Source organism: Patulibacter sp. SYSU D01012 (assembly GCF_017916475.1).
Lineage (GTDB): Bacteria > Actinomycetota > Thermoleophilia > Solirubrobacterales > Solirubrobacteraceae > Patulibacter.
In genome coordinates, this window is record NZ_JAFMTB010000001.1 from 71,309 (window position 1) to 93,436 (window position 22,128).

Here is a 22,128-nt window from a genome sequence, read left to right on the forward strand (position 1 = left end):
ATCTATGGCAGAGGAAGAAACCGGCCGCTCTTGAGCCCGTTCGGCACCTGACGCGGACGCATTGGCCCTACCGAGATGATTGTGAACTCGTCGCGTGGCGTTGTGATCCTCAGCGGCACGCCCTCGACGTCCTGCACCACATTGATGTGACCGCTTCTTGTGTCGAGCATCCGCAGCGCGGATGGTTCGTTGATCAGCTTCTGCAAGTCGGCGGGACCGAGCTTTCCTTGGAGGTGCTTCATGCGCTTGTCCTGGAGCTGACCGGCTACTCGGGGGGCGATGTCGAAACGTGGGGGCGAAGCGCCCGCACTGCGGCGGCCCCAACGGCCCAACCGCGCGCCGCTGGCGCCCGCCCGGACTCCAGCGCCCACACCCTTCGCCCCCGCGATACCTGCACCGAGCCGCCCGAAGCACCTGCCTAGGCTCGTCCCGTCGCACTGATCGTGGAGCATTGCCATCCAGGTGTCAGCGCCGTCAGGCCCGACGAGCGCGGCGATCCCGGCGCCCGTGGCCCGAAGCGTTCCCCCAGGATCCCTATAGAGTTGCCTTGCGTAATCGACTGTGTCGCGCGCGGCGTCAACACCGCCCTTCGCCGCTTCGACTTCAAAGTCCTGAAGCGCGCCTTGGGGGTCGTCCAGCAGCGAGGATCCGCCTCCCTTCGCCGGTTGCACCACTCGCAGCGGGGGAAGCGAGCCGACGTGCGACCCTTCGCCCTTCAGTGGCCGCCCGGTCACCGCGTGATACGCGTCTTGCGCCGCGATGCTGCCTCGATACTGCCGACGCTCGGCCCGCCGCGCCGGTGAATCAGCGCCCTTCGCCGCCGCGTCGCGGTTGTGCTTGTCACGCGGCTCGTCGCCGGACGTGTACGCCGGCACGTGCCCGTCGTACTCGCTGTACGTCGCCGGGTTCCCCGCCGTGAACGCGTACCGCGAGCTCGTCATCGGATCGCTCAGCAACCGAAGGTCCGCCTCCGGATCCTCGAATCGGTCCTGCTGGAGGAACCGGCCCGTGCTGGGCTGGTACGCCCGAGCCTGCATGTCGTACGTGCCGGTGCCGGGGTCGCTGTAGAAGCCCTGGAAGCGGAACGGGTTCTCGGCCGCCTCGTCCGAGAGGTCGCTCTCCTTGCCGACCGGGTCCCCGAAGGGATCGGTCTCGTACGTGTTGAGCTTGCCGTCCGCGTCCGGGGTCGTCTCGCCGGTCGGCTTCTCGAGGCCAACGACCGAGCCCTGCGCGTCGGTGTCGTACGCGCGCCACTCCCTCGACGAGCCCGCACCCTTCAAGCGCCCGAGGCGCTCGCCCGAGGCCGTGTAGTCGTAGGACTGCTCGCGGCCCGCGCGGATCTCGCGCGAGAGCTGCTCAGTCAATCCGACGTAGCCGTAGTCGTACGCGACGACGCCCGGACCGATCTCGCTGGCGGGCTTCGTGCAGGCCGTCTGCGCGCGGGTCCGGCCGTCGCCCTCTTCCTCGGCGGCCGCGGGATCCGCCGCACCCGTCAGGCCGACGACTCGGCGATCGCGACGATCAAGCGGGTCGTAGCAGAACGCTTGGGTGCCATTCAGCGCCCCGTCGTCCGATTCGTCGACCTTTCCGTGCGAGCGCTGCCGACTTGCCGTCTGGCGCTCGAAGGTATCGAAGACGTTGCGACTCTCGACGACGCCCTTCCATGCCCCAGCCTCGCTCTTGCACGACGAGGTCGGGGTGTCGGGCGTCACGTCCTGACCGGCCGAAGTGCCGTTCTTCGTCGTCGTCTGGCGGTAGGTCTGCGTCTGCGACCCGAAGACGTCGTAGTCGAAGCAGTCCGTCTGCGCCGACGTGGACTGCACGGCGTTGGCGCCGCTGGGCGGAACCGCCTTCGTCGTGCGCAGCGCCTTGGCGAGCTGGTCGCCGTTGTAGGCGTTCTCCGTCTTGATGGTCGTCTCGACGAGCCCGATGCCGGACTGCGGGGCCTTGATCGTCTCCTCGATCTTCTCCGGCCGACCCGCGCCGTCGATGCGCGTGTATTTCGTGGTCTTCGCCGGGCTCTTCTCGGTCGGCGCGACGTAGCCCTGGGCGTCCGTCGCCTCGGGGATCGCGTCGCCGTTGGCCGTGCGCCGGATGCGGTGCCACTCCGTGATCTGGTCGCGGGCGTTGTAGTCCGACGTGCCTCGCTCGTCCTTCGTGCGGTTGCCGTTCTTGTCGTACTCGTAGACGTAGGTCTTCGTGGCGCCGGTCGCCGGATCGGCGCGTCGGCGGACGACCTCGCCCCGCGAGTTGTAGAAGCGCGAGTCGACGGTCCGCTTGTCGTCGGACGTCTTCGGCTTCTTCGTCGACCGCCGCTCACCCGACGGCCACCAGGCCATGTCGGTCGTGCGGTTGGGCGTGCCGGACAGGTCGCCGTCGTCGCGGACGCGGACCTGGGTGTTGCGGTCTTGCTGGTCGTAGGAGTACGCAGTGGACTTGCCGCCGGAGTAGCCGTTGCCGTCGGTGCCCGTCACCTTGCCGTCCGTCTGCACGGACTTGATCAGGTTGGGGACGGAACCGAAGTAGCGGATCGCAGTGTCCTTGCCTCCGTCCCACGTCTCGTTGACGATCGTCGGGCGGTCGGCGCGGTCGCGCTTGATCACGGTCTTGCGCGGTTCGAGGATCCCCTTGTCGTCGTCCTCCTCCGGCTGGCAACGCTCCGGGTCGGCGCTCGGCGCCGTGTGGTGCATCCAGTCGACGATGGCGTTCAACGCACCGCTGCGGCTGTAGCGGTAGCTGTAGACCTGCTCCTGCGAGCCGCCGGCGGTGCGCCGACCGCACTTCACGCGCAACTGGCCCGAGCGGTAGAAGGACCGCTGGATCGTGCGGTTGCCCCCGACGCTCGACCACTCCGTCTGGTTGCCGAGCTGGTCGTAGTCGTACTTCAGCGGGGCGCCGACGGTCGTCCACGACGAGCCGGCCAGGCGGCGGTCGGTGGACCGCGTCGGCCAGCCGACCAGGTTGCGGTCGATCTGAGTGTCCGCCTTCGCGCTCCCCGAGCCGTCCTTGGCATCGAAGACCTCGGTGATGCGCGTCACCAGTCCGCGCTTGCCGCGCTCGAAGGTCTGACGGTAGCGGTGCCGATCGCCGTCCGACGGATCGCCGTCGGCGTCGCTCCAGGGCATCGTCCGTCCGATGAGCCCCTGGTCGGCGTCGTAGGACTGCACGGTCGCGTGCCAGGCGGAGCGGCCCTCGATGCCCGAGTCGCTCCCGTCGTCGTACTTCGGCGTCGCCGTGGCCCCGGTGCCGTCGACGCCCTTCGGGTTGACCGTGCGCCGCAGGTTGCCGGCGCCGTCGTACTCCGTGATCGTCGTCGTGGCGTTGTCGCCGGCCCCGATCGTGCGCTTCCAGAGCAGGCCGCGGGCGTCGTAGACGCGGGAGGTCGTGCGCTGCGCGATCGTCCCCGAGTCCGTCTCGCTGCTCCGCGCGCCCGGCGCGTCGGTTCGAATCGGGTTGCCCTCGCGGTCGTACTTCGTGGTGGTCACGAGCTCGCGGGTACCGTCGGCGTCGGTGACGGTCGAGGCCTCGCGCACCACGCGGCCGCCGCCGTCGTAGCGGTAGCGCGTGGAGTACTGCTCCTTGGCCGTCGCCGACCCGGCCCCGCCCTCGTCCGAGACGAAGGCCCGGGCGCCGTAGCGCTTGGCGACCAGGTCGTCGAGGTCGTAGACCGTCTCCGTGTGCGCGCCCGTCTCGTCGTCGGTCGCGACGCGGCGGTCGGCCCGGTCGATCGTGTAGTGCCGCGTGCCGGTCGTCGTGCCCACGCGGCCCTGCACGGCCTCGTCATGGGAGGGAAGGACCTCGTCGGTCAACGCATCGTTGCGGTCGTAGGCCTTCGTCGTGATCGGGGGCAAGCAACCGGTGCCCTGGCAGCTCGGCGGCGCGGTCATCTTGATCTCGCGACCGAAGCCGTCGTAATTCCAGAACGTCGTCGCACTGCCGCCGTCGGCCGACTGGCGCAGCCGGCGGGCCGCACGCGGCAGCCCGCGCACGTCGTACTGCCACGCCAGCTCGACCGTGCTGCCCGCCGCCGTGCTGTTGCGCATCGGCAGCTCGCGCCGCGTCAGGCGCCCCAGGCGGTCGTAGTCGAGCGTCTGGCTGATCGTGTCGTCGTCCGCCTCGTCGCCCTGGCCCTTGACGGTCGTGGGCTGCAGGCGGTCGTTGTAGCTGACGGCCGTGTCGCCCGCGGCGGGCATCACGTCCGGCAGCGCCTGCGGCTGGACCTTGCCGAAGTCGCCGTTGCCCGGCGCGGACGGCAGGCCGCCCGCCCCGCTGGAGGGGTCGGCCGGTGCGGGGTCCTCCGGCGTCCGCTCGCGGATCGACGCGCTGTCCTGGTCGTAGATCCACCAGCTCGGACGCGTCGTGGTCGCCAGCTCGCCCGTGTCGACGAACGTGTTCTCGAAGAGCCTGCCTCGAGCGTCGCGGATGGCGACGGGGTCACCGACGGCGTTGATGTCGTACCGGACCTGCCACGAGCTCGGGCCGTACTGGCCCTTGACACGGGGCAGCCAGCGACGCTGCAACTCGCCGGTGTCGAAGTACTTGAAGCGCGTACGGAACGACGAGCCGTCGTTGACCGGATCCTCGTCGTCGTTGCCGCGCGGGCTGATGATCTGGGACGGACGGCCGTCGAGGCGGCGGGTGATCGTGGTCGTCGCCACCGAGTCGGTGGCGCCCTCGTTCCCCGGACCCGACTCGAAGTCGAACGGCTCGTCGATCCGCACGAGATCGCCGCGGTCGTCATAGCTCCGCAGCGTCTCGCGCTGGCGCGGGGTCGCCGTCGATGTCTGGTTGTCCTCGGCGTCGTAGCCCCAGCGGGTGACGCGGTTGACGTCGGTCGCCGTCGACTCCTCGCGCGGGTTCTCCGTCTGGCGGACGAGGCGGTCGAACGGGTCGTACTCGAACCGGTAGCGCAGACCCTGGCCCGCGGCCGCGTTTGCGATCGTCGTGGCCTCCGCGGTCACGCCGTTCGTACGCGGGTCGATCTCGGCGACGACGTTGTCGCGCAGGTCGTAGGCACGGGACGTCAGCTTGAGCTCGGGCGCCGCCGCCGACGTGCCCTCCTCGACCTGCAGGACCGAGCGGTCGAGGCGGTCGAAGGTCCAGCGCGTGCGGTATCCGACCGCGCCGATCGGCTCGTCGCCGTTCGGGACGGGGTCCTTGCGAACCGTGAGGTTGTCGTTCTCGTCGTAGGCGAACTTCGTCACCGGCGCGCGCTCCGCGCCGTTGCCCCACGCCTCGGGGTCGCCCGGCCCGGGCTCCGCGTGCTGCGGCGCCGCGGGCTCCTGCTCTGCTTCGAGCTGGTCGGTCTTCGTGAACGTGCGCGAGGTGACCTGGCTCTCGGCGTCCCGCTCGGCGGTGACGTTGTCGTTGCGGTCGTAGGTCGTCGCCGTGACGACGTAGCGGTCGTCGACGGCCGTCTGCGTCCCGGGCTTCACCGCCGCCGAGCGCTTCGGCGTCGCCGCCGCGACCTGGCGATCCAGCGAGTCGAACGTGTACCGGGCGACGTACGGCTGCCCGCCCCCGCTGCCCGACCGGGCCGCGTCGCGGAGCGTGCCGGTCAGCGCGGAGACCGGGTCGTCCGTGTTGGCGAGCACCGCCTCGCTGCCGGGCATGGCCAGCAGGCCGCCGGCGCGGGCGTCGGCGACGAGCACCGCGTTGCCGGTGTCGTCGTAGTACGTGCGCCAGTTCTTGCCGCGGGGATCGATCCGCACCCCGGCGTCGCCGTTGCCGTCGAACTCGCCGAACGTGTCCGTGGCGAAGGTGCCCTCGGACGTGTCGCCGCCGATGCTCGGGTCGGCCCGTGCCCACGACGGCTTGCCGCTGTCGTCGCCGTTGCCGCTCCCGCCCCACTGGCGCACGCTGTGCTCGGTGACGAGGCCCCGGCTGTTGTAGCGGAAGTCCTCCTCCGCACCGCCCGGCTCGTCGACCTGGCGCGGGTCGCCTTTCTCGTCGTCGTAGTGGTATGTCGTGATCTTGCCGCGCCGGTCCGACTCCGTCGCGGTGTCGTAGACGAACGCGCGGCCGCCGTCACCCTCGCCCTCGACCGTGCCGTTGTGGGTGTTGTAGGTCCACGAGCGGGCGCGCTGATCGTCACCGCCTGGGCTGGCGCCGGCCACGCCCTTGTGCTCCCACTCCCGCTGGAGCTGGCCGAGCGCGCCCCACTGGTACTCCGTGGCCGTCGCCTGCGACGCGTCGAGCGTCCCGTCGACCCCCTTCAGGCCGCGGGTGACGCTCGCGACGGCGTTGACCGCGTCGTTCCACGTCTGGGTCGTCGCGCGCTGCGCGTAGCTCTGGCCCGCGCCAGTCGGCAGCCGGTCGTCGTTCCGAAGCGGATCGTCGAGATCCTCCACGAGCCGGGTCAGGCGACCGCGGTGGTCCATGGAGTACCGCGCGGATGACTTGCGGGCGTTGCGGACCCAGGTTGTGAGGGCCATTCCGTCGGGGGCAGCCGTCGGGGGGTCGAACCGGAAGATGCGCTCGCGGCTCTCGGTCGTGCCGCTGCGGGTCGAGGCCCGGTCGGCGACGCCCCGAACCTGGCGCGCTTCGGGGACCGTGGCGGCGAAGCCGAGCAGCGGGTCGGGCACGTCCGTCAGGGGCGCCAGGAACGGGGGCAGGATCGCGCCCTGCGGGTCGCCGTACCGCACGCGGGTGTCGTTGCCCATGGGGTCGGTGATCCGCGTCAGGAACGACGAGCCGTCGAGGTAGCCGAGCCCCCACACGCGCCGCGCCGCGCCGCTCGGGGCGTTCGCCGCCGCCGTGACGGCGGTCAGGCGTCCGGTGCTGTCGTAACTCAGCGTGGTCTGCCGGCGGACGGGGCCGTTGGGACCCGACAGCCGCTTGCGGTCCTCGACGCTCGTCAGCCGCATCGGGTTCGCGGCGTCGTAGTGCAGGATCCACTTACGGTTGGCCGCCGTGTTCCCACTGCCCACCAAGCCGGTGGCGTCAAGCGCGCCGGCGTCGAGCACCTCGGTGACGCGGTAGCGGCACGCCGACGCGTAGCCGCAGCCGGGCGTCGTGGGCGACGAGGCGTAGTCGGGCCGCTGCTCCCACGTGAGCCGCATGGTGTTGCCGTGGCGATCCATCGCCTCGGACGGACGACCGTCGCGGTAGAAGAAGTACGTCGAGCCGTCGGGGCGCGTCGCCGCCCAGTAATGGGCGCTCGCCTCGACGTTCTCGAACCGTCGCAGCTCGAGGTGGACGCCGGGCGGCGCCGCGAATCGGACCCCGCCCTCAGTCGTGCGGGTGAAGACGTGCCGCGTGCCGTCGCCGTCGGTCAGCATCACGCGCTGCACCGCGTCGCTCGAGCCGGCGAACGACGGCGCACCGTTGCCGTTCTCCATCCACAGCGGCTCGTTCAGGCGCGTGATCGAGCCGAGCTGCACGGACACGCCCCGACCCGCCACCCCGTAGGCGAACGGCTTGTACGACGCGAGGTCGGGGACCAGCGCCGAGGGCTCGAGGCTGTTGTACGTGAGCCGCAGGGCGGTGTCGAAGCCGATGCCGGGGTTGCTCACCGGCGTCACCGACCACAGGCTGTTGCCCGTGGCGAGGTTGACGCGGTGGACGCTGCCCGCGCCCGTGTCGGTGGAGTCGTACGTCTGCCAGTTCTCGAAGCCCAGGCCGCGCTCCGGATCGCGCGGGATCTGTGCGGTGCCGACCTTCACGACGAACCGCTCGGTGGTCTCGTTGCCGGCGCGGTCGGTGGCCACGACCCGCATGCGGTAGACGATGTCCTCGAGCGACCCCGCGGCCGGCGCCCACTGCGCCGAGAGCGGCTGGCCGTCGCCGCTGAGAGTCTGCTCCTCCGTCTTGACGAGCGCGTCGTTCGCGTAGACCTGGATCCGCTGGACGCCCGCGCGGGCGTCCGCCGGGGCGGCGCCGACGGTCCCGTCGGTGGCGGCGATCGTCAGGGGCCGCGAGCCGCCCACGGCGAGCGGGGTGTCCCGCTGCTCGTAGAGGGCGCCGGAGAGCTCGACGTTCGGGCCGAGCCGGTCGAACCGCAGGCCGACGTTGGAGGTCGTCTGGTTGCCGAGCGCGTCCCGCGTGGTCAGAGTGAGCGAGCGGACGCCTTCCCGTGCCGAAGCGGCGCTTGGCTGGAGCTCGTACACGTAATCCGCCGGCGCGGGCCGATCGTACGTCATGCCCGTGCATCCCTGGTTGCGGCCCACCGCCAGGGTCAACCCCGAAACAGCGGCGTCCGCCAGCTCCGTCGCGGCCGGGAAGCCGTTGAACTGGTCGCCGCAGAGCCCCACGCCGTCGTCGTGCGCGGACACCGTGAGCTTCTCCCCGCCCGAGAGCGAGGTCCACGCCGCGGGGTTCCAGCCCGGGGTCGCCGTGACCGTCGGCGCGACGTCCTCGCGGTGGAAGACGTAGGCGCCGGTGAACGACGCGACGGATCCGGCAGCTCCGGCCGTATTGAGCTGCGCGGCGGTCGCGTTGTCGCTCGCCCCGACCGGCTGGCAGTTGGCGGCGGCGCAGACCTCGACGAACGACGCCGGCGTCGCCGCCGCGCAGTTGGAGTACATCCCCGTGCCCTCGCCCGTGGGCGTCGGGAGCGTCTCGCCGTTCCACGGCGTCGCGCCGCCCTGGGTGTAGTTCCCCGCCCAGTAGGCGTGCTTGGCCGTCGCCGGCCCGGCCACGCCCGGCGACACCTCGGTGAAGATGCCGACGTTCTGGCACGCGTCGAGGTTGGCCGGGTTCGGCTGCGTCAGCTGGACGTCGGTGTACTGGACCTTGTACGGCGCGGACGTGCGGATCGGGTTGAATGAGAACCACCCCGAGCCCGGGCCCTGCCCGGTCGTGGTGATCGAGCGGCCGAACCCGTACTCGTCGAACCGGAACGCGGCGGGGGCGAACGAGTGAGGAACCCAGCCGTTGCGCGCCGGGCCGGGGGCCGGGACGCCGCTGTCGTCCTGCTCCAGGATGTAGTGCAGGGTGCCGGGCCAGTGGATCACGGGATCGACCGCGATCGGGTAGGCGAGGTCGCGGCCTCGGTGCTCGAGCGCGACCGAGACGGCGTCGTCCTCGACGACGAAGCGCGCAGCCACCGCCGTGCCCTGCGCGTCGACCGCGCGGGGGGCGGAGACGGAGCCGATCTCGCGGCCGCCGTCCCAAAGCGTGAGCGACCCGTCGGGGTTGACCTTGCCACCGTCCGGGGTGGCGCCGCGGAGGTCGAACGCCAGCCGGGCCGGCGCGGTCGGCGAGCGCAGCAGCCAGGACAGCGAGACGCCGTCCGCGACCGGCTCGACGATGGCGTCCGTGTCCGTCGTGACGCCGCCGTAGAAGATCTTCGTCTTGCCCGTCGGCGTTCCCACGCTCGGCGCCCGGTCCCGATCCTGACGCAGGTCGATCGACAGGTCGGGGCCGATGACGACCGGCTCGGCGGTGTCGCGCGGCAGGGTCGTCGCGACCGCCGGCCGCTCAGGGCTCCAACCGTGGCCGTCGGCTTCGAGCGTCAGGTCGATCGGCTCGAGCTCCTTGGCCGGCGCGGGCGTGCCCGGCTTCGGGCCCACGGCGAATGGCGCGCCGATTGCCTCGACGCGCGACCGGTCCTTCGAGCTTTCCGTCGCGACGATCGCGGAGATCGGCGACGTGTACTCGACGATCCGCTCGTCCTTCGCGACCGCCGGGCCACGCCACAGGGGCTGCACGGCGATCTCGGGCTGCTCGCGGCGGGCGATCCGCAGCGCCTCGGCCGGGCCGGCGCCGCGGTACGCCCTGCGGCTGCGGGCGCGCTCCGCCTGGGATTCGGGCGTCGCCAACCGCGCGCGGCGGCGCGCGGCGATCGTTTCGGCCTTGCGCAGCCCATGCTCGGTGACGCGCGGGTCCTCACGGCTGAAGTTCACTGGCCCGCCGGGGTGCCCGGCGGGATGCGCCTGGCCGGCCGCGGAGGCCGTCGAGGAGGGGGCGCCGGCGAGCCACGCCCCGGTGGCGAGCATCAGGGCGCCCACGAGCAGGACGACTAGGGACGCCGCCAACGGCAGGGGCAGGCGGAAAATGCGATCGCGAAGAGGACGCTTCGAACGATCGCCGCGAAGGTTGCGCACGGCACGCACTCCTGGTGGTGGGATGGAGACCCGAGCGCCACACACGCCCTTGCCTGGCGCGCATCTAAGTCGATCTCGGCTCTCGAACGGTCGGGGATACGACGAATGTCCAGGACGCGCGCCGGAGCCTGGATTCGTATGCCTCTTCCGCTAGCGATCGTGTACTGGCCGTCGCCGGGTCCCCGCGCCCTCGCGGGCGCCCTTCGGGCCGCAGGGGCCCATGCTGCTCTTTGCGCCCGCGGAGCGGTGTCGCCCTTCGGGTCCTGAGCGCCATCGTGCCGTCCTTGCCCGTGCCGCCGCGACGTCGGCCGGCCGCGCAGGCGGTCGCGCGCGTCGACGCTGACGGCAATGCCGGCCGCCGGAGAACCCACTGGGGAGAACACCACCCGGGCCGTTTCGTGCGACGGCGCCGCGACCCGGACACGGCGGATCGCGATCTATGGGGACGCCCGTACACGCTCGAAATGTCAATCGCAGTTGACGAGACGAGCAATGGTCAACTACGGTTGACGCGTGCCCGTCCCCACCGCCGCCGCCACGCCCCCCGACCCCGGGGACGCCCTGGCTGCGGCCGTGGCCCTGCGCCGCCTGGCCGACGACGTCGAGCGCGCCGGCGTCGACCGGGCCGTGGCGGCCGGGTGGTCGTGGCCGCAGATCGCCGAGGCGCTCGGCGTGACCCGCCAGGCCGCCCACAAGAAGCACGCCCGCCGCCAGCGGTGAGGCCCGGCATCGGAACCCCTCGACCCTGACCAGAGACCCATGCTCTTCACGCGCTTCACCCAGGACGCCCGCCAGGTCGTCGCCCGCTCCCACGCCGAGGCCGCCCGGGCGGGGAGCGGCACCATCGAGGCCGAGCACCTGCTGCTCGCACTCTCGGCCGTCGACGGCCCCGCGGCCCACGCGCTCGCCACCGCCGGCGCCGACCACGAGACCCTGACCGCGGCCCTGCGCGACGAGCGCGAAGCGGCGCTGCAGGCGGTGGGCGTCTCGACGGCCGACTACGACCTCCCCGACCCGCCCACGACTCCCGCCGCGAGGAACCTGCCCTTCGCGACCTCCGCCAAGACCGCGCTGGAACGCACCCTCCGGGCCGCAGCGGCCGAGAAGGCGAGCCGCGTCGAGGGCACGCACGTCCTGCTCGGCGTGCTCGCCGCGGAGCAGGGGACGGTGCCCCGCGCGCTGCGGATCGCGGGGGTGGACCGCGACGCGGTGCGGGCAGGGGTGGAACGGGGCTGACCCCCGGGGTAGGTTGCGGCCGCCCCCGCCGACGGCCCACCCGGAGCACCCCGATGCCCGACACCACCTGCCACATGTCCATCTCGCTCGACGGCTTCGTCGCCGGGCCCGACCAGAGCCGCGAGCACCCGCTCGGCCGGCGCGGGCACGACCTGCACCGCTGGCACCTGGGCGACGAGCGGGCGACCGCGGCGGACGCGACGGCGAACGACCGGCTGATGCGGGCGCGCGGCGCGTACGTCATGGGCCGCAACATGTTCGGCCCGGTCCGCGGCCCGTGGGACGAGGACTGGCGCGGTTGGTGGGGCGCCGAGCCGCCCTACCACGCGCCGGTGTTCGTCCTGACCCACCACGCGCACGACCCGATCGCGCTGCAGGGCGGAACCACCTTCCACTTCGTCACCGACGGCTTCGACGCCGCGTACGCGCAGGCCCGCGAGGCGGCGGGCGACCGCGGCGTGGACATCGCCGGCGGCGCGTCGACGGTGCGCCAGGCGCTCGCGGCCGACGTGATCGACGAGCTGACGCTCGACATCGCGCCCGTCCTCCTCGGGACCGGGGAGCGGCTGTTCGACGGCGCGACGACGTTCGGCTACGAGCCCGTCGAGGTGCTGCACTCGCCGCTCGCCACGCACGTCCGGTACCGACGGGCGGGCTGAGGCCCGCCCGCGCTTCAGGCCCCGCGCGTCCCGGCCCGGACGCCCAGCGGCGCCCCGGCGTCTCGCTCCTCGCCGCCGACCCGTCCGGCCCGCCCCGCCCGCTCAGGCCCGGAAGTGCAGCCGGTCGCCCTGGGCACCGACGAGCATGATGAACGTGACGGCCGCGCCGTCGGTGGCGCCGAACCAGTGCGGCACGAGCGTCGAGAACTCGGCGGCCTGACCGGGCTCGATCAGCAGGTCCTGGCCCCCGAGCAGCAGCCGCAGCCGCCCCGTCAGGACGTACAGCCACTCCCGGCCCGGGTGGACGGGCAGCTCCTCCGGCGGCTCCGAGCGCTCCGCGGCGATGTGCACCTCGTAGGCGTGCAGCTCGCCCGCGGGGCTCTGCTCCGTCAGCGGCCACATCACCATGCCGGGGTACGTCCGCGGCTCGCCGCGGACGCGCGGGTCGCGGACGGGCGCCGAGCCGAGCAGCTCGTCGCTGCTCACCCCCAGCGCGGCGGCCAGCGGCGGCACGTGGTGCAGCGACAGCCGCCGCTTCCCCGTCTCGATCCGGCTGAGCGTCGACAGCGCCAGGTGCGCGCGCTCGGAGACCTCGGCAAGCGTGAGGCCCTTCTCCAGCCGCAGCTCCTTCAGGCGGCGCCGGGCGCGGGCGTCGACCGCCTCGGCCTCGTCAGCGTTTTCCATAGCGGCAAACACTATTGCCACCTTCGCCGCGGTGCGCCACGGTGGACGCATGACCCCCTCCGACAGCGGCACGACGCCCCGCGCGTTCTGGGACGAGATCCACGGGCGGCGCGACGCCGCGCGCCCCGGCCGTCCCCACGAGCACCTGGCCGACCTCCTCGGCACCGCCCCGCCCGGCCGGGCGCTCGAGCTGGGCAGCGGCGACGGCGCGGACGCGATCTGGCTCGCCCGCCACGGCTGGACGGTCACCGCGGTGGACGTCTCGCCCGTCGTGCTCGGCATCGGCGCCCGGCACGCGGACGGGGCGGGCGTCGCCGACCGGATCACGTGGCAGGCGGCGGACCTGGACGCGTGGCGGACCGACGAGACGTTCGACCTGGCCTGCTCGTTCTTCCTGCACGCGCCGTTCGGCCTGGACCGCACCGCCGCGCTGGCCCGCGCCGCCGCGCGCGTCCGGCCCGGCGGCCACCTGCTCGTCGTCGGCCACCTGACCCTGCCGCCGTGGGCCTGGAATCCGGAGGACACCGCCGGCCTGCCGACCGCGAGCCAGCTCGTCGCGGAGCTCGGGCTCGACGCCGCCGAGTGGGAGCTGCTCGTCGTCGAGGACCGCCCGCGCACCGTCGGCCACCGCGACGGGCGCACGGCGGAGGTCCTCGACGCCGTCCTGCACGCCCGCCGCCACGAGGCGACGGCGTGAGCGCGACCCCGGCGGACGCGGCCGTCCCGCGCGGCGCCGCGGCGATCCTGGCGATCGTCGTCGTGACGCAGCTGATGATCGTCCTCGACGCGTCGATCGTGAACCTGTCGCTCACCGCGCTGCGGGCCGACCTGGGCGTCTCGTCGGAGACGCTGGCGTGGGTGGTCAACGCGTACGCGCTGGCGTTCGGCGGCCTGCTGCTGCTCGGCGGACGGCTCGGCGACGGCCTGGGGCGCCGCCGCGTGTTCGCCGGCGGCGTCGCGCTCTTCACGGTCGCCTCGCTCGGCGCCGGGCTGTCGTCCGACGCCGCGCTGCTCGTCGCGGCGCGGGCGGCGCAGGGGACCGGCGCGGCGATCGCGGCGCCGAGCGGCCTGGCGATCCTGATGGCGACGTTCCCCGAGGGGCCGGCCCGCACGCGGGCGCTCGGCCTGTTCTTCGCGATGGCCGCGGCGGGCGGCGCGCTCGGGCTACTCGTCGGCGGGGCGCTGACGTCCGCGTTCTCGTGGCGGGCGGCGTTCCTCGTCAACGTGCCCGTGGGGGCCGTCGTCGTGGCCGGCGCGCTCCGGGCGCTGCCGGCCTTCCCCGGCCGCCGCCTGCGCTTCGACCTGGCGGGCGCCCTGTCCGGCACCCTGGGCGTCAGCGCCCTCGTCTTCGCGTTCCTCCGCGTGGGCGAGGCCGGGTGGGGCGACCCGGTCGGGATCGCCGCCTTCGCCGCGACGGCCGTGCTCCTGGCGGCGTTCGTCCGCGCCGAGCGCCGGGCCACGGACCCGCTCCTCCCCCTCCGCCTGCTCACGCGCCCGAGCACGGCCGCCGGCTACGCGACGATGACGCTCGTCACGGCCGTGCTCTTCGGCACCTCGTTCCTGCTGCCCCAGTACCTGCAGCTCGTGCGGGGCATGGAGCCGGCGGTGGCCGGCGTCGCGTTCCTGCCGATGCCGATCCTGATCTTCGCCGGCTCGCGCACCGTCGGGCGGATCGTCGAGCGCACGGGCCCGCGCGCGGTGGTGCTCGCCGGCCTCGCCGCGCTCGTCGCCGCGGGCGCCTGGCTGACGCAGCTGTCGGCCGACACGCGGTACCTCCCGGGCGTCTTCGGGCCGCTGACGCTCGTCGGCCTGGGGGGCGGCCTGCTGTTCCTGCCGCTCAGCACGGTGATCCTGGGCGGCGTGCCCGCCGCCGACGCCGGCGCGGCCTCGGGGGCGCTGCAGACCACGCAGCAGGTCGGCGGCGCCCTGGGCGTCGCCATCCTCACGTCGATCCTCGCGGCCTCCGCCGGCGTCGCGACCGACCCCTCCGCGTTCAGCGCGGGCGTCGCCCGCGCCTTCACCGCCACCGCCGCGCTGGCCGCCGTCGCGCTGCTGCTCGTCGCCGGCGTCCTGCGCGGGCGGCCCGCTACGGCGTGACGCCGGCCGCGCCCGCCCGCACGAGCTCCGCCGGCATCCGCGCGATGCCCTGCAGGACGTTGTTCTCCAGCCGTTCCGGCGGGCCGGTGCGCACCGCCTCGACCGTCGGGACCATCGCGCGCAGCAGGGCCTGCATCTCGAGCTTGGCCAGGTGGATGCCGACGCAGGTGTGCGGGCCGTTGCCCCAGCCCAGGTTGGTGGCGGGGCGGCGGTCCAGGTCGAAGCGCTCGGGATCGGGGAACTGCCGCTCGTCCCGGTTGGCGGCCGCGTAGAGCAGCACGACGCGGCTGCCGGCCGGGACGGTGGTGCCGCCGACCGTCGTGGTGCGGGTCACGCCGCGCGTGAAGCCGCGGATCGGGGACGACAGCCGGACGGACTCGACGACCGCGGCGGGGATGCGGTCGGGCTCGGCGCGCAGCCGCGCCCACAGGCCGTCCACCGTCGCGAGGTGGTGCAGCAGGGCCGCCGTGGCGAGGATCGTGGTGTCGAGGCTGGGCGCGACGAAGTCGATGATCATCGCGCGCGCCTCCGCCGGGGTGATGTCGCCGGCGTCGGCGGCGTCGAACACCGACGCCGCCCAGCCGCCGGGGACGACCGCGTCGCGTCGCAGCCGGCGGCCGTACGCCCACAGGTCCAGCGCGCCCGGCAGCGCGCGCAGGCCCCGCTCGTTCGCGGTGCCCAGGCCGTCGAACGTCGCGCGGCCCCAGGTCAGCAGCTGCTCGCGGGGGACGCGCACGCCGACGAGGTCGGCCACGATCCGCAGCGGCAGCGCGCTCGCGAAGTCGCGCACGCCGTCGAACGCGCCGGCGTCCAGCAGCTCGGCGACGACCGCCCCGGCCTCGCGGTGCACGTCGTCCTTCAGGTGCGCCAGGCTCCGCGCGCCGACGGAGCGCAGCAGCACCTCGCGGCGCGCGGCGTGGGCGTCGCCGTCCGCGGAGATCGTGGTCCGCCGGCCCAGGCGGTTGGCGAGCGGGTGGACCCCGACGCCGTCGCCGCTGGCGAACGTCTCGGCGTCCTTGAGCGCCGCCCGCACGTCGGCGTACCGTCCGACCGCGAACAGGCGGTGGCGCGGCAGCCAGACCGCCGGGCCCGCGTCCCGGACCGCCGCCCACGTGGCGGCGGGGTCGCGGAGCGCGGCGTCGCCGTACAGGTCCAGGTCGAGGACCGGGGCGTCGGACCCGGCGGGCAGCGGCGCGGCGGGCAGCAGCGGCCGCAGGCGCTCGGTCAGCCGCGCCGCCTGGCGGGCCACGGCGCCGACGACCGGGTCGGGCAGCGTCACGCGCCGGCCGCTCACCGAGCCCACCGCCACGTCCAGCCGAAGGCGCCGAGCGCCGCGCGGACCGCGTCGTCGTCGGCCGACGACGCCACCTCGATCTCGACCGCGCCGTCGACGAGGACCGCCCGCACGCCGTCGGCCGCGGCGGTGCCGTCCAGCGCGTCCCGGGCGGCGGCCTCGGCGGCGCGGCGGCGCAGCTCGGGCTTGTAGGGCTTGCCGACGAGCGTCAGCGGGATCTCGGCGACGACGTCGACCGTCCGCGGGGCCGCCGCGCGCTCGGGGGCGTGCTCCTGCGCCCAGGCGTGCAGCGCCTCCGCGGTCACGTCGCTGCCGGGCGCGACCGTGACGAACGCCACGGGCACCTCGCCGGCGTGCGGATCGGGCCGGCCGACCGCCGCGGCCATCGTCACCGCCGGGTGCTCCAGGAGGGCGTCCTCGATGCCCTGCGGGTCGATGTTGTGGCCGCCGCGGATGATCAGGTCCTTCGCCCGGCCGACGAGGCGGACGAACCCGTCGGCGTCGACGGCGCCCAGATCGCCGGTGTCGAGCCAGCCGTCGCGGACGGCGCTGCGGTCCAGCGTCCCGTCCTCGCGCAGGTACCCCGCGAAGACGTGGGGGCCGCGGACCACGAGGGCGCCGGCCTCGCCGGGCGGCAGGACGGTCCGCTCGCCGGTGCGCTCGTCGATCGCGACCGCCGCGACGTCCTGGTACGGCACCCGCTGCCCGACCGTGCCGGGGCGCGGCGCGCCGGGCCAGCTGCGCGAGCTGGCGCACGTCGCCTCGGTCAGCCCGTAGCCGTCGCAGAGCTCGACGCCGGTGTGGGCCGCCCACGCCTCGCGGACCGCGGTCGGCAGCGGCGCCGCGCCCACGACGGGGACCTTCAGGCTGCCGACGTCCGCGTCGACGGGCACCTGGGTGAGCACCTGGTAGACGGTCGGCACCGCCGACATCGCCGCGATCCGGTACCGCTCCACCAGGCGCCAGAAGCAGCCGTACAGCGGCAGGTCGCGGTAGCCGAGCGGGCCGGCCCACAGGACGTGCTGGCCGCGCAGCAGCGGCGCGAGCACCGTCACGACGATCGCGTTCGTGTGGAACAGCGGCAGGGCCGCCAGCACCGTGTCGTCGGGGTCGAGCGCGTCGTTGCAGGCGACCGCCCACGCGTTCGTCACCTGGTTGGCGTGCGTGCGGACCGCCAGCTTGGGCGTGCCCGTCGTGCCGCCGGTGTGCAGGTAGCTCGCGGCGTCGTCGGCGCCGGGCGGCGGGCCCGGCAGCGGCGTGCCGCCCGGGATCCGGTCGACCAGGTCCCGCAGGTACGCGACGCGCACTCCCTCGAGGGGCGCCAGCGCCGGGGGCTCGCCGTCCGCGCCGGTCGGGCGCAGCGCGACGAGCGCGGGCAGGCCCACCGTCGCGGCGACCTCGCGGGCCAGCGCCCACGCCGCCGGGTCCAGCTCGGGCCCGGCCGCGACGAGCACCCGCGCCCCGGCCCGGCGCACCAGGTGGACGGCGTGCTCCGCCGCCAGCCCCGGGTTGACGGGCGCGTACACCCCCACCGCCTCGGCGGCGAGCAGCGTCGTCAGCAGCTCGTCGCAGTTGACGGACAGGACCGACACCGCCTGGCCGGGCGCGACCCCGAGCGCGGAGAGGGCGCCGGCGGCGCGCGCGACGTCGTCGGCGAGCTGCGCGAACGTGCGGGTGACGGGCGACTCCCACCGCTCGGCGTCCGGCAGGACGGAGACGGCGGGGCGGTCCGGCCAGCGCTCGGCGGCGCGGAGGAGCACGTCGCGGCTGGTGGCGGGCAGGCCGCGGTCGGCGAGCGGCACCGCCTCGATGCGCGCCAGGTCCTCGGGCCCCGACGCCGGACTCCAGAACAGCGGGGCGTCACGCATGACGGGCCGGCTCCGCGGTCCGCGACGACGCGCCCCCGACGGCCCACGGCGGCCGTCCCGTCCCGGGCGGCGCGATGGGGTGCCCGGCCCACACGAACCGCAACGGCGGCGGGCCGCCCCACTGGTTGATCTGGTCGGGCAGCAGCGGCCAGCGGCGGGGGACGTAGTCCCCGTGGGGCGGCATCCGCTGCAGCTCGGCGCAGTGCTCGACCAGGGCGCCGTCGTGGTCGCGGTGGTACAGGAAGAGGTTGTTGCCCGGGCCGTGCCGGCTCGGGCCCCAGAGCGGCGTGCGCCCGCGCTCCGCCTTCAGCCGGTCGGCGACGCGGCCGAGGGCGTTCAGGTCGGGCCAGGCGTAGGCGTAGTGCGACAGCTCGGCGGTCGGGGACCGCACCACGGCCATGCCGTGGTGGTCGGCGTCGCAGTGCCACCAGCTCGCGATCGGCGCGATCCGGTCCGAGAACCGGAAGCCCAGGCCGTGCTCCAGGAACCGCTCGAACCGCCGCATCCGGCGGACCTTCACCGAGACGTGCTCGAACTTGAGCGGCCGGTCGCCGTCCGGCAGCCGCACCCCGCGCTCCATGCCGCAGAAGAGCTTGAAGACGTGCCCCTCGGGCCCGCGCACGAGCAGCGCCCGGTCGATGCCGGGCTCGCCGTCGTACACGTCGCCCAGCAGCGTGCCGCCGGCCGCCGGGACGCGGCGCCGCGCGGCGTCGAGCGCGGCGGGACCGGCGACCTCGAGGCCGATGTGGTCGTACCCCCGGCGCACCGGATCCGCGATCAGGATCAGCTCGTGGTGGCGGTCGTTGCAGGTCAGGTAGGCGGCGCCGCCGACCCGTGCGGTCTCGACCATCCCGATCACGTCGCACTGGAACGCGACGGCGGCGTCGAGGTCGGGGACGCGCAGGCCGACGTGGCCCATGCGGGTGGTGATCACGAGCGGGGGCTCCCGGCGTCGAGGTGGTCGTGCAGCGACCGCGGGGCGCGGCCGGTCAGGCGGCGGACGTCGTCGGTGGGGGTCCCGTCGGCGCCGGTGGCGAAGTACGCGGCCATGCGCAGCGTGTGGTCGATCTCGAAGGGCGACGCCCCGCGGCGGCGCAGCGCGAGGGCCGCCAGCCGCGGCGGCACGTCGACGTAGCGGGCGCCCTGGGCGCGCGCGACGTCGGCGAACGTCACCCCGGCCGGGCCGGTCAGGTGCCAGCAGCGGTCCGGCGCGTCCCGGTCCTCCAGCGCCGCGACCGCGGCGGCGGCCACGTCGGCGGCGTCGATCATCGCGACCGGCGCGTGGCCCATCGGGGCGAGCAGCAGCCCCAGCCGCGGCCGCATCTCGGCCAGGTTCTGCATCAGGAGCGAGGGCCGCAGGAACGCGTGGCGCAGACCCGACGCCTCGATCCGCTGCTCGCTGCGCCAGTGCGCGACCGCGGTGCTCGACGGGCCGTTCGGGCCGACGGCCGGTCCGCCGCCGGACACCTTGACGATCCGCCGCACGCCCGCGGCGACGGCCGCGTCGACCGCGTCGGCCTCGAGCTGCTCCTGGTCCGGGTCGTGCGGGGTCAGCAGGAAGAGCTGGTCCGCGCCGGCCATCCCGGCGCGGAGGGTCGCGGGGTCGCGCAGGTCGACCCCGGGCCGCCGCAGGACGCGGTGCTCCAGCCCGCGCGCGGCGAGCTGCGCGGTGACGTGCCGGCCGATGGTGCCGGTGCCGCCGAGCACGGCGATCATGCCGCCACCGCCTGCCGCGTCGGCGCCGCGGTGCGCAGGCCGTCGCCGACCGTGGCCCGCAGCACCCGAAGGGCCGCCGTGCGCTCCGCGGCCGCCCGGCCGCCGTCGGCGCAGGCCGCTCCCGGCCGCGCCCGGGGCGCGCGGCGCCGCGGGCCCTCGCCGTCCGCGCAGGCGAAGACGAAGCGGTCGGGGCGCAGCAGCGACCACTCGCGGGCGTGCGGCGCCTCGACGGCGTGCAGCCCGGCGGCGCGCCACCACGCCGCCGCCGCCGGCGTGCTCGCGGCGACGGCCCAGCCGCGCCCCAGGCGGTCGTCCAGGCGGCCCGGCTGCGGGAAGAGCGCCCCGACGTGGCGGCGGAACGGCAGGCGGTCCGGGGTGCGCGCGAAGGCGCCCGCGGCGTAGGTGGGGCGCGGCTTGGCCTGCGCGCTGATCCACGCGCGCACCCCGGTGCGGTCGAGCAGCTCGAGCGTGGCGTCGCGGCCGCGCGCGGCCCGCGGCGCCGTCGTCTGGACGACCCCGCCCCAGCGCACGGCCAGGCGCTGCATGCTCGTCACGTGCGGCCGCCGCTCGGCCTCGTAGCTGTCCAGCAGGCGCTCGGGCGCGCCGTGCAGCACGGCGTCGAGCTTCCACGCCAGGTTGGCGGCGTCGCGGGCGCCGGAGGAGAAGCCCTGGCCGACGAACGGCGGCATCACGTGCGCGGCGTCGCCGGCCAGCAGCACCCGGCCGACGCGCCACCGCGCGGCGGTGCGGGCGTGGAACGTGTAGACGACCGCGCGCTCGACGTCGACGCGCTCGCCCGTGGTCCACGGGGAGAGGAGCGCGCCGATCCGCTCCGGCGCGACGAACGCGGCCGCGTCCTCGCCGGGGTGCAGCATCCACTCCCAGCGGTGCCGGCCGGGCGACATCGGCAGCGTCACGACGGGGCGCGCGGGGTCGCCGACGAAGTGCGGGTGCGGCGCGCGGGCGATCGGCCGGTCGACGCGGGCGTCGAGGACGAGCCAGCGCTGCTCGAACGTCGAGCCGCCGAACGGAACGGCGACCCGGGCGCGGACGCCGCTGCGGCCCCCGTCGCAGCCGACGAGGAACCGCGCGCGAATCCGCTCGGTCGGCCCGCCGCCGACGGCCCGCACCCACGCGGTCACGCCGTGCGCGTCGTGGTCGAGCGTCTCCAGCCGCCGCCCCCAGCGCAGCCGCACGGTGCCGCGCGAGGCGAGCGCGCGCACCATCGTGCGCTCGATCGACGGCTGGTGGATCGAGACGAGCGGCGGGTGCCCCAGGTCGCCGTGGACCGGCCGCAGCGCCTCGACGACGCGGCCGCCGGCGGTGACGAAGCTCACCGTCCGCTGCACCTGGGCGTCCGCGAGCACGGCGTCGTCCAGGCCGACCGCCTGGAAGATCCGCAGCACCTCGTCGTCGACTACCGCGGCGCGGGGCAGGTCGTACGGCCCGTCGGCCTGGTCGACCGCGACGGTCGACACGCCCAGGTCCCCGAGGAGCAGGGCGAGCAGCTGCCCGACGGGACCGAGGCCGCAGATCAGGACGTCGGCCTGCATCACACGGCCGTCGTGGGCGTGGCGTCGGCGGACAGGCGGTTGGTCAGCGTGCCGATGCCGTCGATCTCGAGCTGCACCGTCTGGCCGGGGCGGATCCAGCGCTCCAGCTCGATCCCGCAGCAGCCCGGCATCGTGCCCGTCGAGATGACGTCGCCGGCGTCGAGCCGCTCGCCCCGCGACGCGTAGGCGAGCATGGCGCCCAGGCCGTGCGCGGGGCCCGCCGTGCCGCCCTCGCACCACAGCTCGCCGTCCACGCGCACGCGGCCGGTCGCCTGCTCCCAGTCGCCGAACGCGTCGGCGGTGACGACGTCGCAGCCGATCGAGTTGGCGAACGTCTTGGCCTTGATGACCGGGCCGAAGACGTTGTGGCGCGCGTCGTCGGCCTGCACGTCGCGGGCGCTCCAGTCGTTGAGGACGAACCAGCCGCCGACGGCGTCCAGCGCCTCCTCCGGCGTGGCGTCGGCGAGCGGCCGCGCCAGCACGCACGCGAGCTCCAGCTCGAAGTCCAGCGCCCGCGTGTGGGACGGCGACCACATGTCCTGGCCGTCCGCCAGCACCATCGTGTGGTTGGCGACGTAGAACGTCGGGTGGTCGTAGAAGCCCTGCGTCGGCTTCAGCTTCGGGAACGTCCGCCGCGTCGCCTTCTCGTACGCGTCGACCGCCCGCCACATCGGCGCGGGGAAGAAGTGCTTGACGAGCATCCGGCTCGACGCGATCAGGTGCGACTCCCACAGCATGAACGCGCGGATCGACCGCGGCCGGAACGGCAGGGTCGCCGTCGCGGGGTCGGCCGTCTCGGCGTCGGGCGCGTCCAGGGCCGCGGTGGCCCGGGCGCGGGCCGGCTGGCCCTCCGCCAGGAACGCGACGAGGTCGTCCTCGCCGGGCAGGCGGACCCATCGCCCGCGCTGCTCGTCGTGCGCGATGAGGCCGTCGGGCGTCGAGCGGAGCTTCATGGTGATGACCGTACGCAACTCT

At 74.7% G+C, this 22,128-nt stretch carries 13 protein-coding genes; 5 read left to right on the plus strand and 8 right to left on the minus strand.

Going from position 1 to position 22,128, the window contains the following annotated elements; translation table 11 throughout:
* Positions 1-2 precede the first annotated feature (2 nt).
* Positions 3-9,977 carry an RHS repeat-associated core domain-containing protein gene (locus J3P29_RS00305; RefSeq protein ID WP_210490980.1) on the minus strand — a complete coding sequence of 3,325 codons (9,975 nt, stop codon included), beginning with the start codon at positions 9,975-9,977 and terminating at the stop codon, positions 3-5.
* A 582-nt stretch (positions 9,978-10,559) separates the two neighbouring features.
* On the opposite strand from J3P29_RS00305, the gene J3P29_RS00310 reads away from it, so the two are divergent.
* Genes J3P29_RS00310 through J3P29_RS00320 form a run of 3 tightly spaced genes read left to right on the plus strand, consistent with a single transcriptional unit; the run spans position 10,560 to position 11,941 of the window.
* Complete coding sequence (locus J3P29_RS00310; protein WP_210490981.1) at positions 10,560-10,766, plus strand: helix-turn-helix domain-containing protein; 207 nt, start codon at positions 10,560-10,562, stop codon at positions 10,764-10,766.
* Positions 10,767-10,805: 39 nt separating this feature from the next.
* A complete protein-coding gene (locus tag J3P29_RS00315; protein ID WP_210492924.1) occupies positions 10,806-11,282 on the plus strand; it encodes a Clp protease N-terminal domain-containing protein in 477 nt (158 codons plus the stop codon).
* Positions 11,283-11,335: 53 nt separating this feature from the next.
* Positions 11,336-11,941, plus strand: a complete 606-nt coding sequence (locus J3P29_RS00320; RefSeq protein WP_210490982.1) for a dihydrofolate reductase family protein — start codon at positions 11,336-11,338, stop codon at positions 11,939-11,941.
* 102 nt (positions 11,942-12,043) lie between these two features.
* On the opposite strand, the gene J3P29_RS00325 is transcribed toward J3P29_RS00320, so the two are convergent.
* Positions 12,044-12,625, minus strand: coding sequence for a helix-turn-helix domain-containing protein (locus J3P29_RS00325; protein ID WP_210490983.1), 582 nt, complete (start codon positions 12,623-12,625; stop codon positions 12,044-12,046).
* 49 nt (positions 12,626-12,674) lie between these two features.
* Here J3P29_RS00325 and J3P29_RS00330 point away from each other — a divergent pair, with 49 nt between their 5' ends.
* Together J3P29_RS00330 and J3P29_RS00335 are read left to right on the plus strand one after the other, a co-directional pair.
* Positions 12,675-13,322, plus strand: a complete 648-nt coding sequence (locus J3P29_RS00330) for a class I SAM-dependent methyltransferase (protein ID WP_210490984.1) — start codon at positions 12,675-12,677, stop codon at positions 13,320-13,322.
* Complete coding sequence (locus J3P29_RS00335) at positions 13,319-14,722, plus strand: MFS transporter (protein ID WP_210490985.1); 1,404 nt, start codon at positions 13,319-13,321, stop codon at positions 14,720-14,722. Before J3P29_RS00330 ends, J3P29_RS00335 begins: the two co-directional genes overlap by 4 nt.
* Here the strand turns inward: J3P29_RS00335 and J3P29_RS00340 are convergent.
* From J3P29_RS00340 to J3P29_RS00365, 6 genes are read right to left on the minus strand one after another with little or no spacing between them, the layout of a single operon-like run.
* Positions 14,712-16,001 (minus strand): cytochrome P450, encoded by a 1,290-nt coding sequence (locus J3P29_RS00340; RefSeq protein WP_349239734.1) that lies wholly within the window; start codon positions 15,999-16,001, stop codon positions 14,712-14,714. The two genes, J3P29_RS00335 and J3P29_RS00340, sit on opposite strands and share 11 nt — an antisense overlap.
* An 11-nt stretch (positions 16,002-16,012) precedes the next feature.
* Complete coding sequence (locus J3P29_RS00345) at positions 16,013-17,884, minus strand: acyl-CoA synthetase (RefSeq protein WP_210490986.1); 1,872 nt, start codon at positions 17,882-17,884, stop codon at positions 16,013-16,015.
* Positions 17,877-18,818, minus strand: a complete 942-nt coding sequence (locus J3P29_RS00350) for a VOC family protein (RefSeq protein ID WP_210490987.1) — start codon at positions 18,816-18,818, stop codon at positions 17,877-17,879. The genes J3P29_RS00345 and J3P29_RS00350 overlap by 8 nt, the downstream gene beginning before the upstream one ends.
* The gene (locus J3P29_RS00355; protein WP_210490988.1) at positions 18,815-19,600 is read right to left on the minus strand and encodes an NAD(P)H-binding protein; all 786 of its coding nucleotides are present in this window, start codon (positions 19,598-19,600) and stop codon (positions 18,815-18,817) included. Before J3P29_RS00355 ends, J3P29_RS00350 begins: the two co-directional genes overlap by 4 nt.
* Complete coding sequence (locus J3P29_RS00360; protein ID WP_210490989.1) at positions 19,597-21,153, minus strand: bifunctional 3-(3-hydroxy-phenyl)propionate/3-hydroxycinnamic acid hydroxylase; 1,557 nt, start codon at positions 21,151-21,153, stop codon at positions 19,597-19,599. The genes J3P29_RS00355 and J3P29_RS00360 overlap by 4 nt, the downstream gene beginning before the upstream one ends.
* Positions 21,153-22,106 (minus strand): fumarylacetoacetate hydrolase family protein, encoded by a 954-nt coding sequence (locus J3P29_RS00365; RefSeq protein ID WP_210490990.1) that lies wholly within the window; start codon positions 22,104-22,106, stop codon positions 21,153-21,155. The genes J3P29_RS00360 and J3P29_RS00365 overlap by 1 nt, the downstream gene beginning before the upstream one ends.
* Between the last annotated feature and the right edge of the window lie 22 nt (positions 22,107-22,128).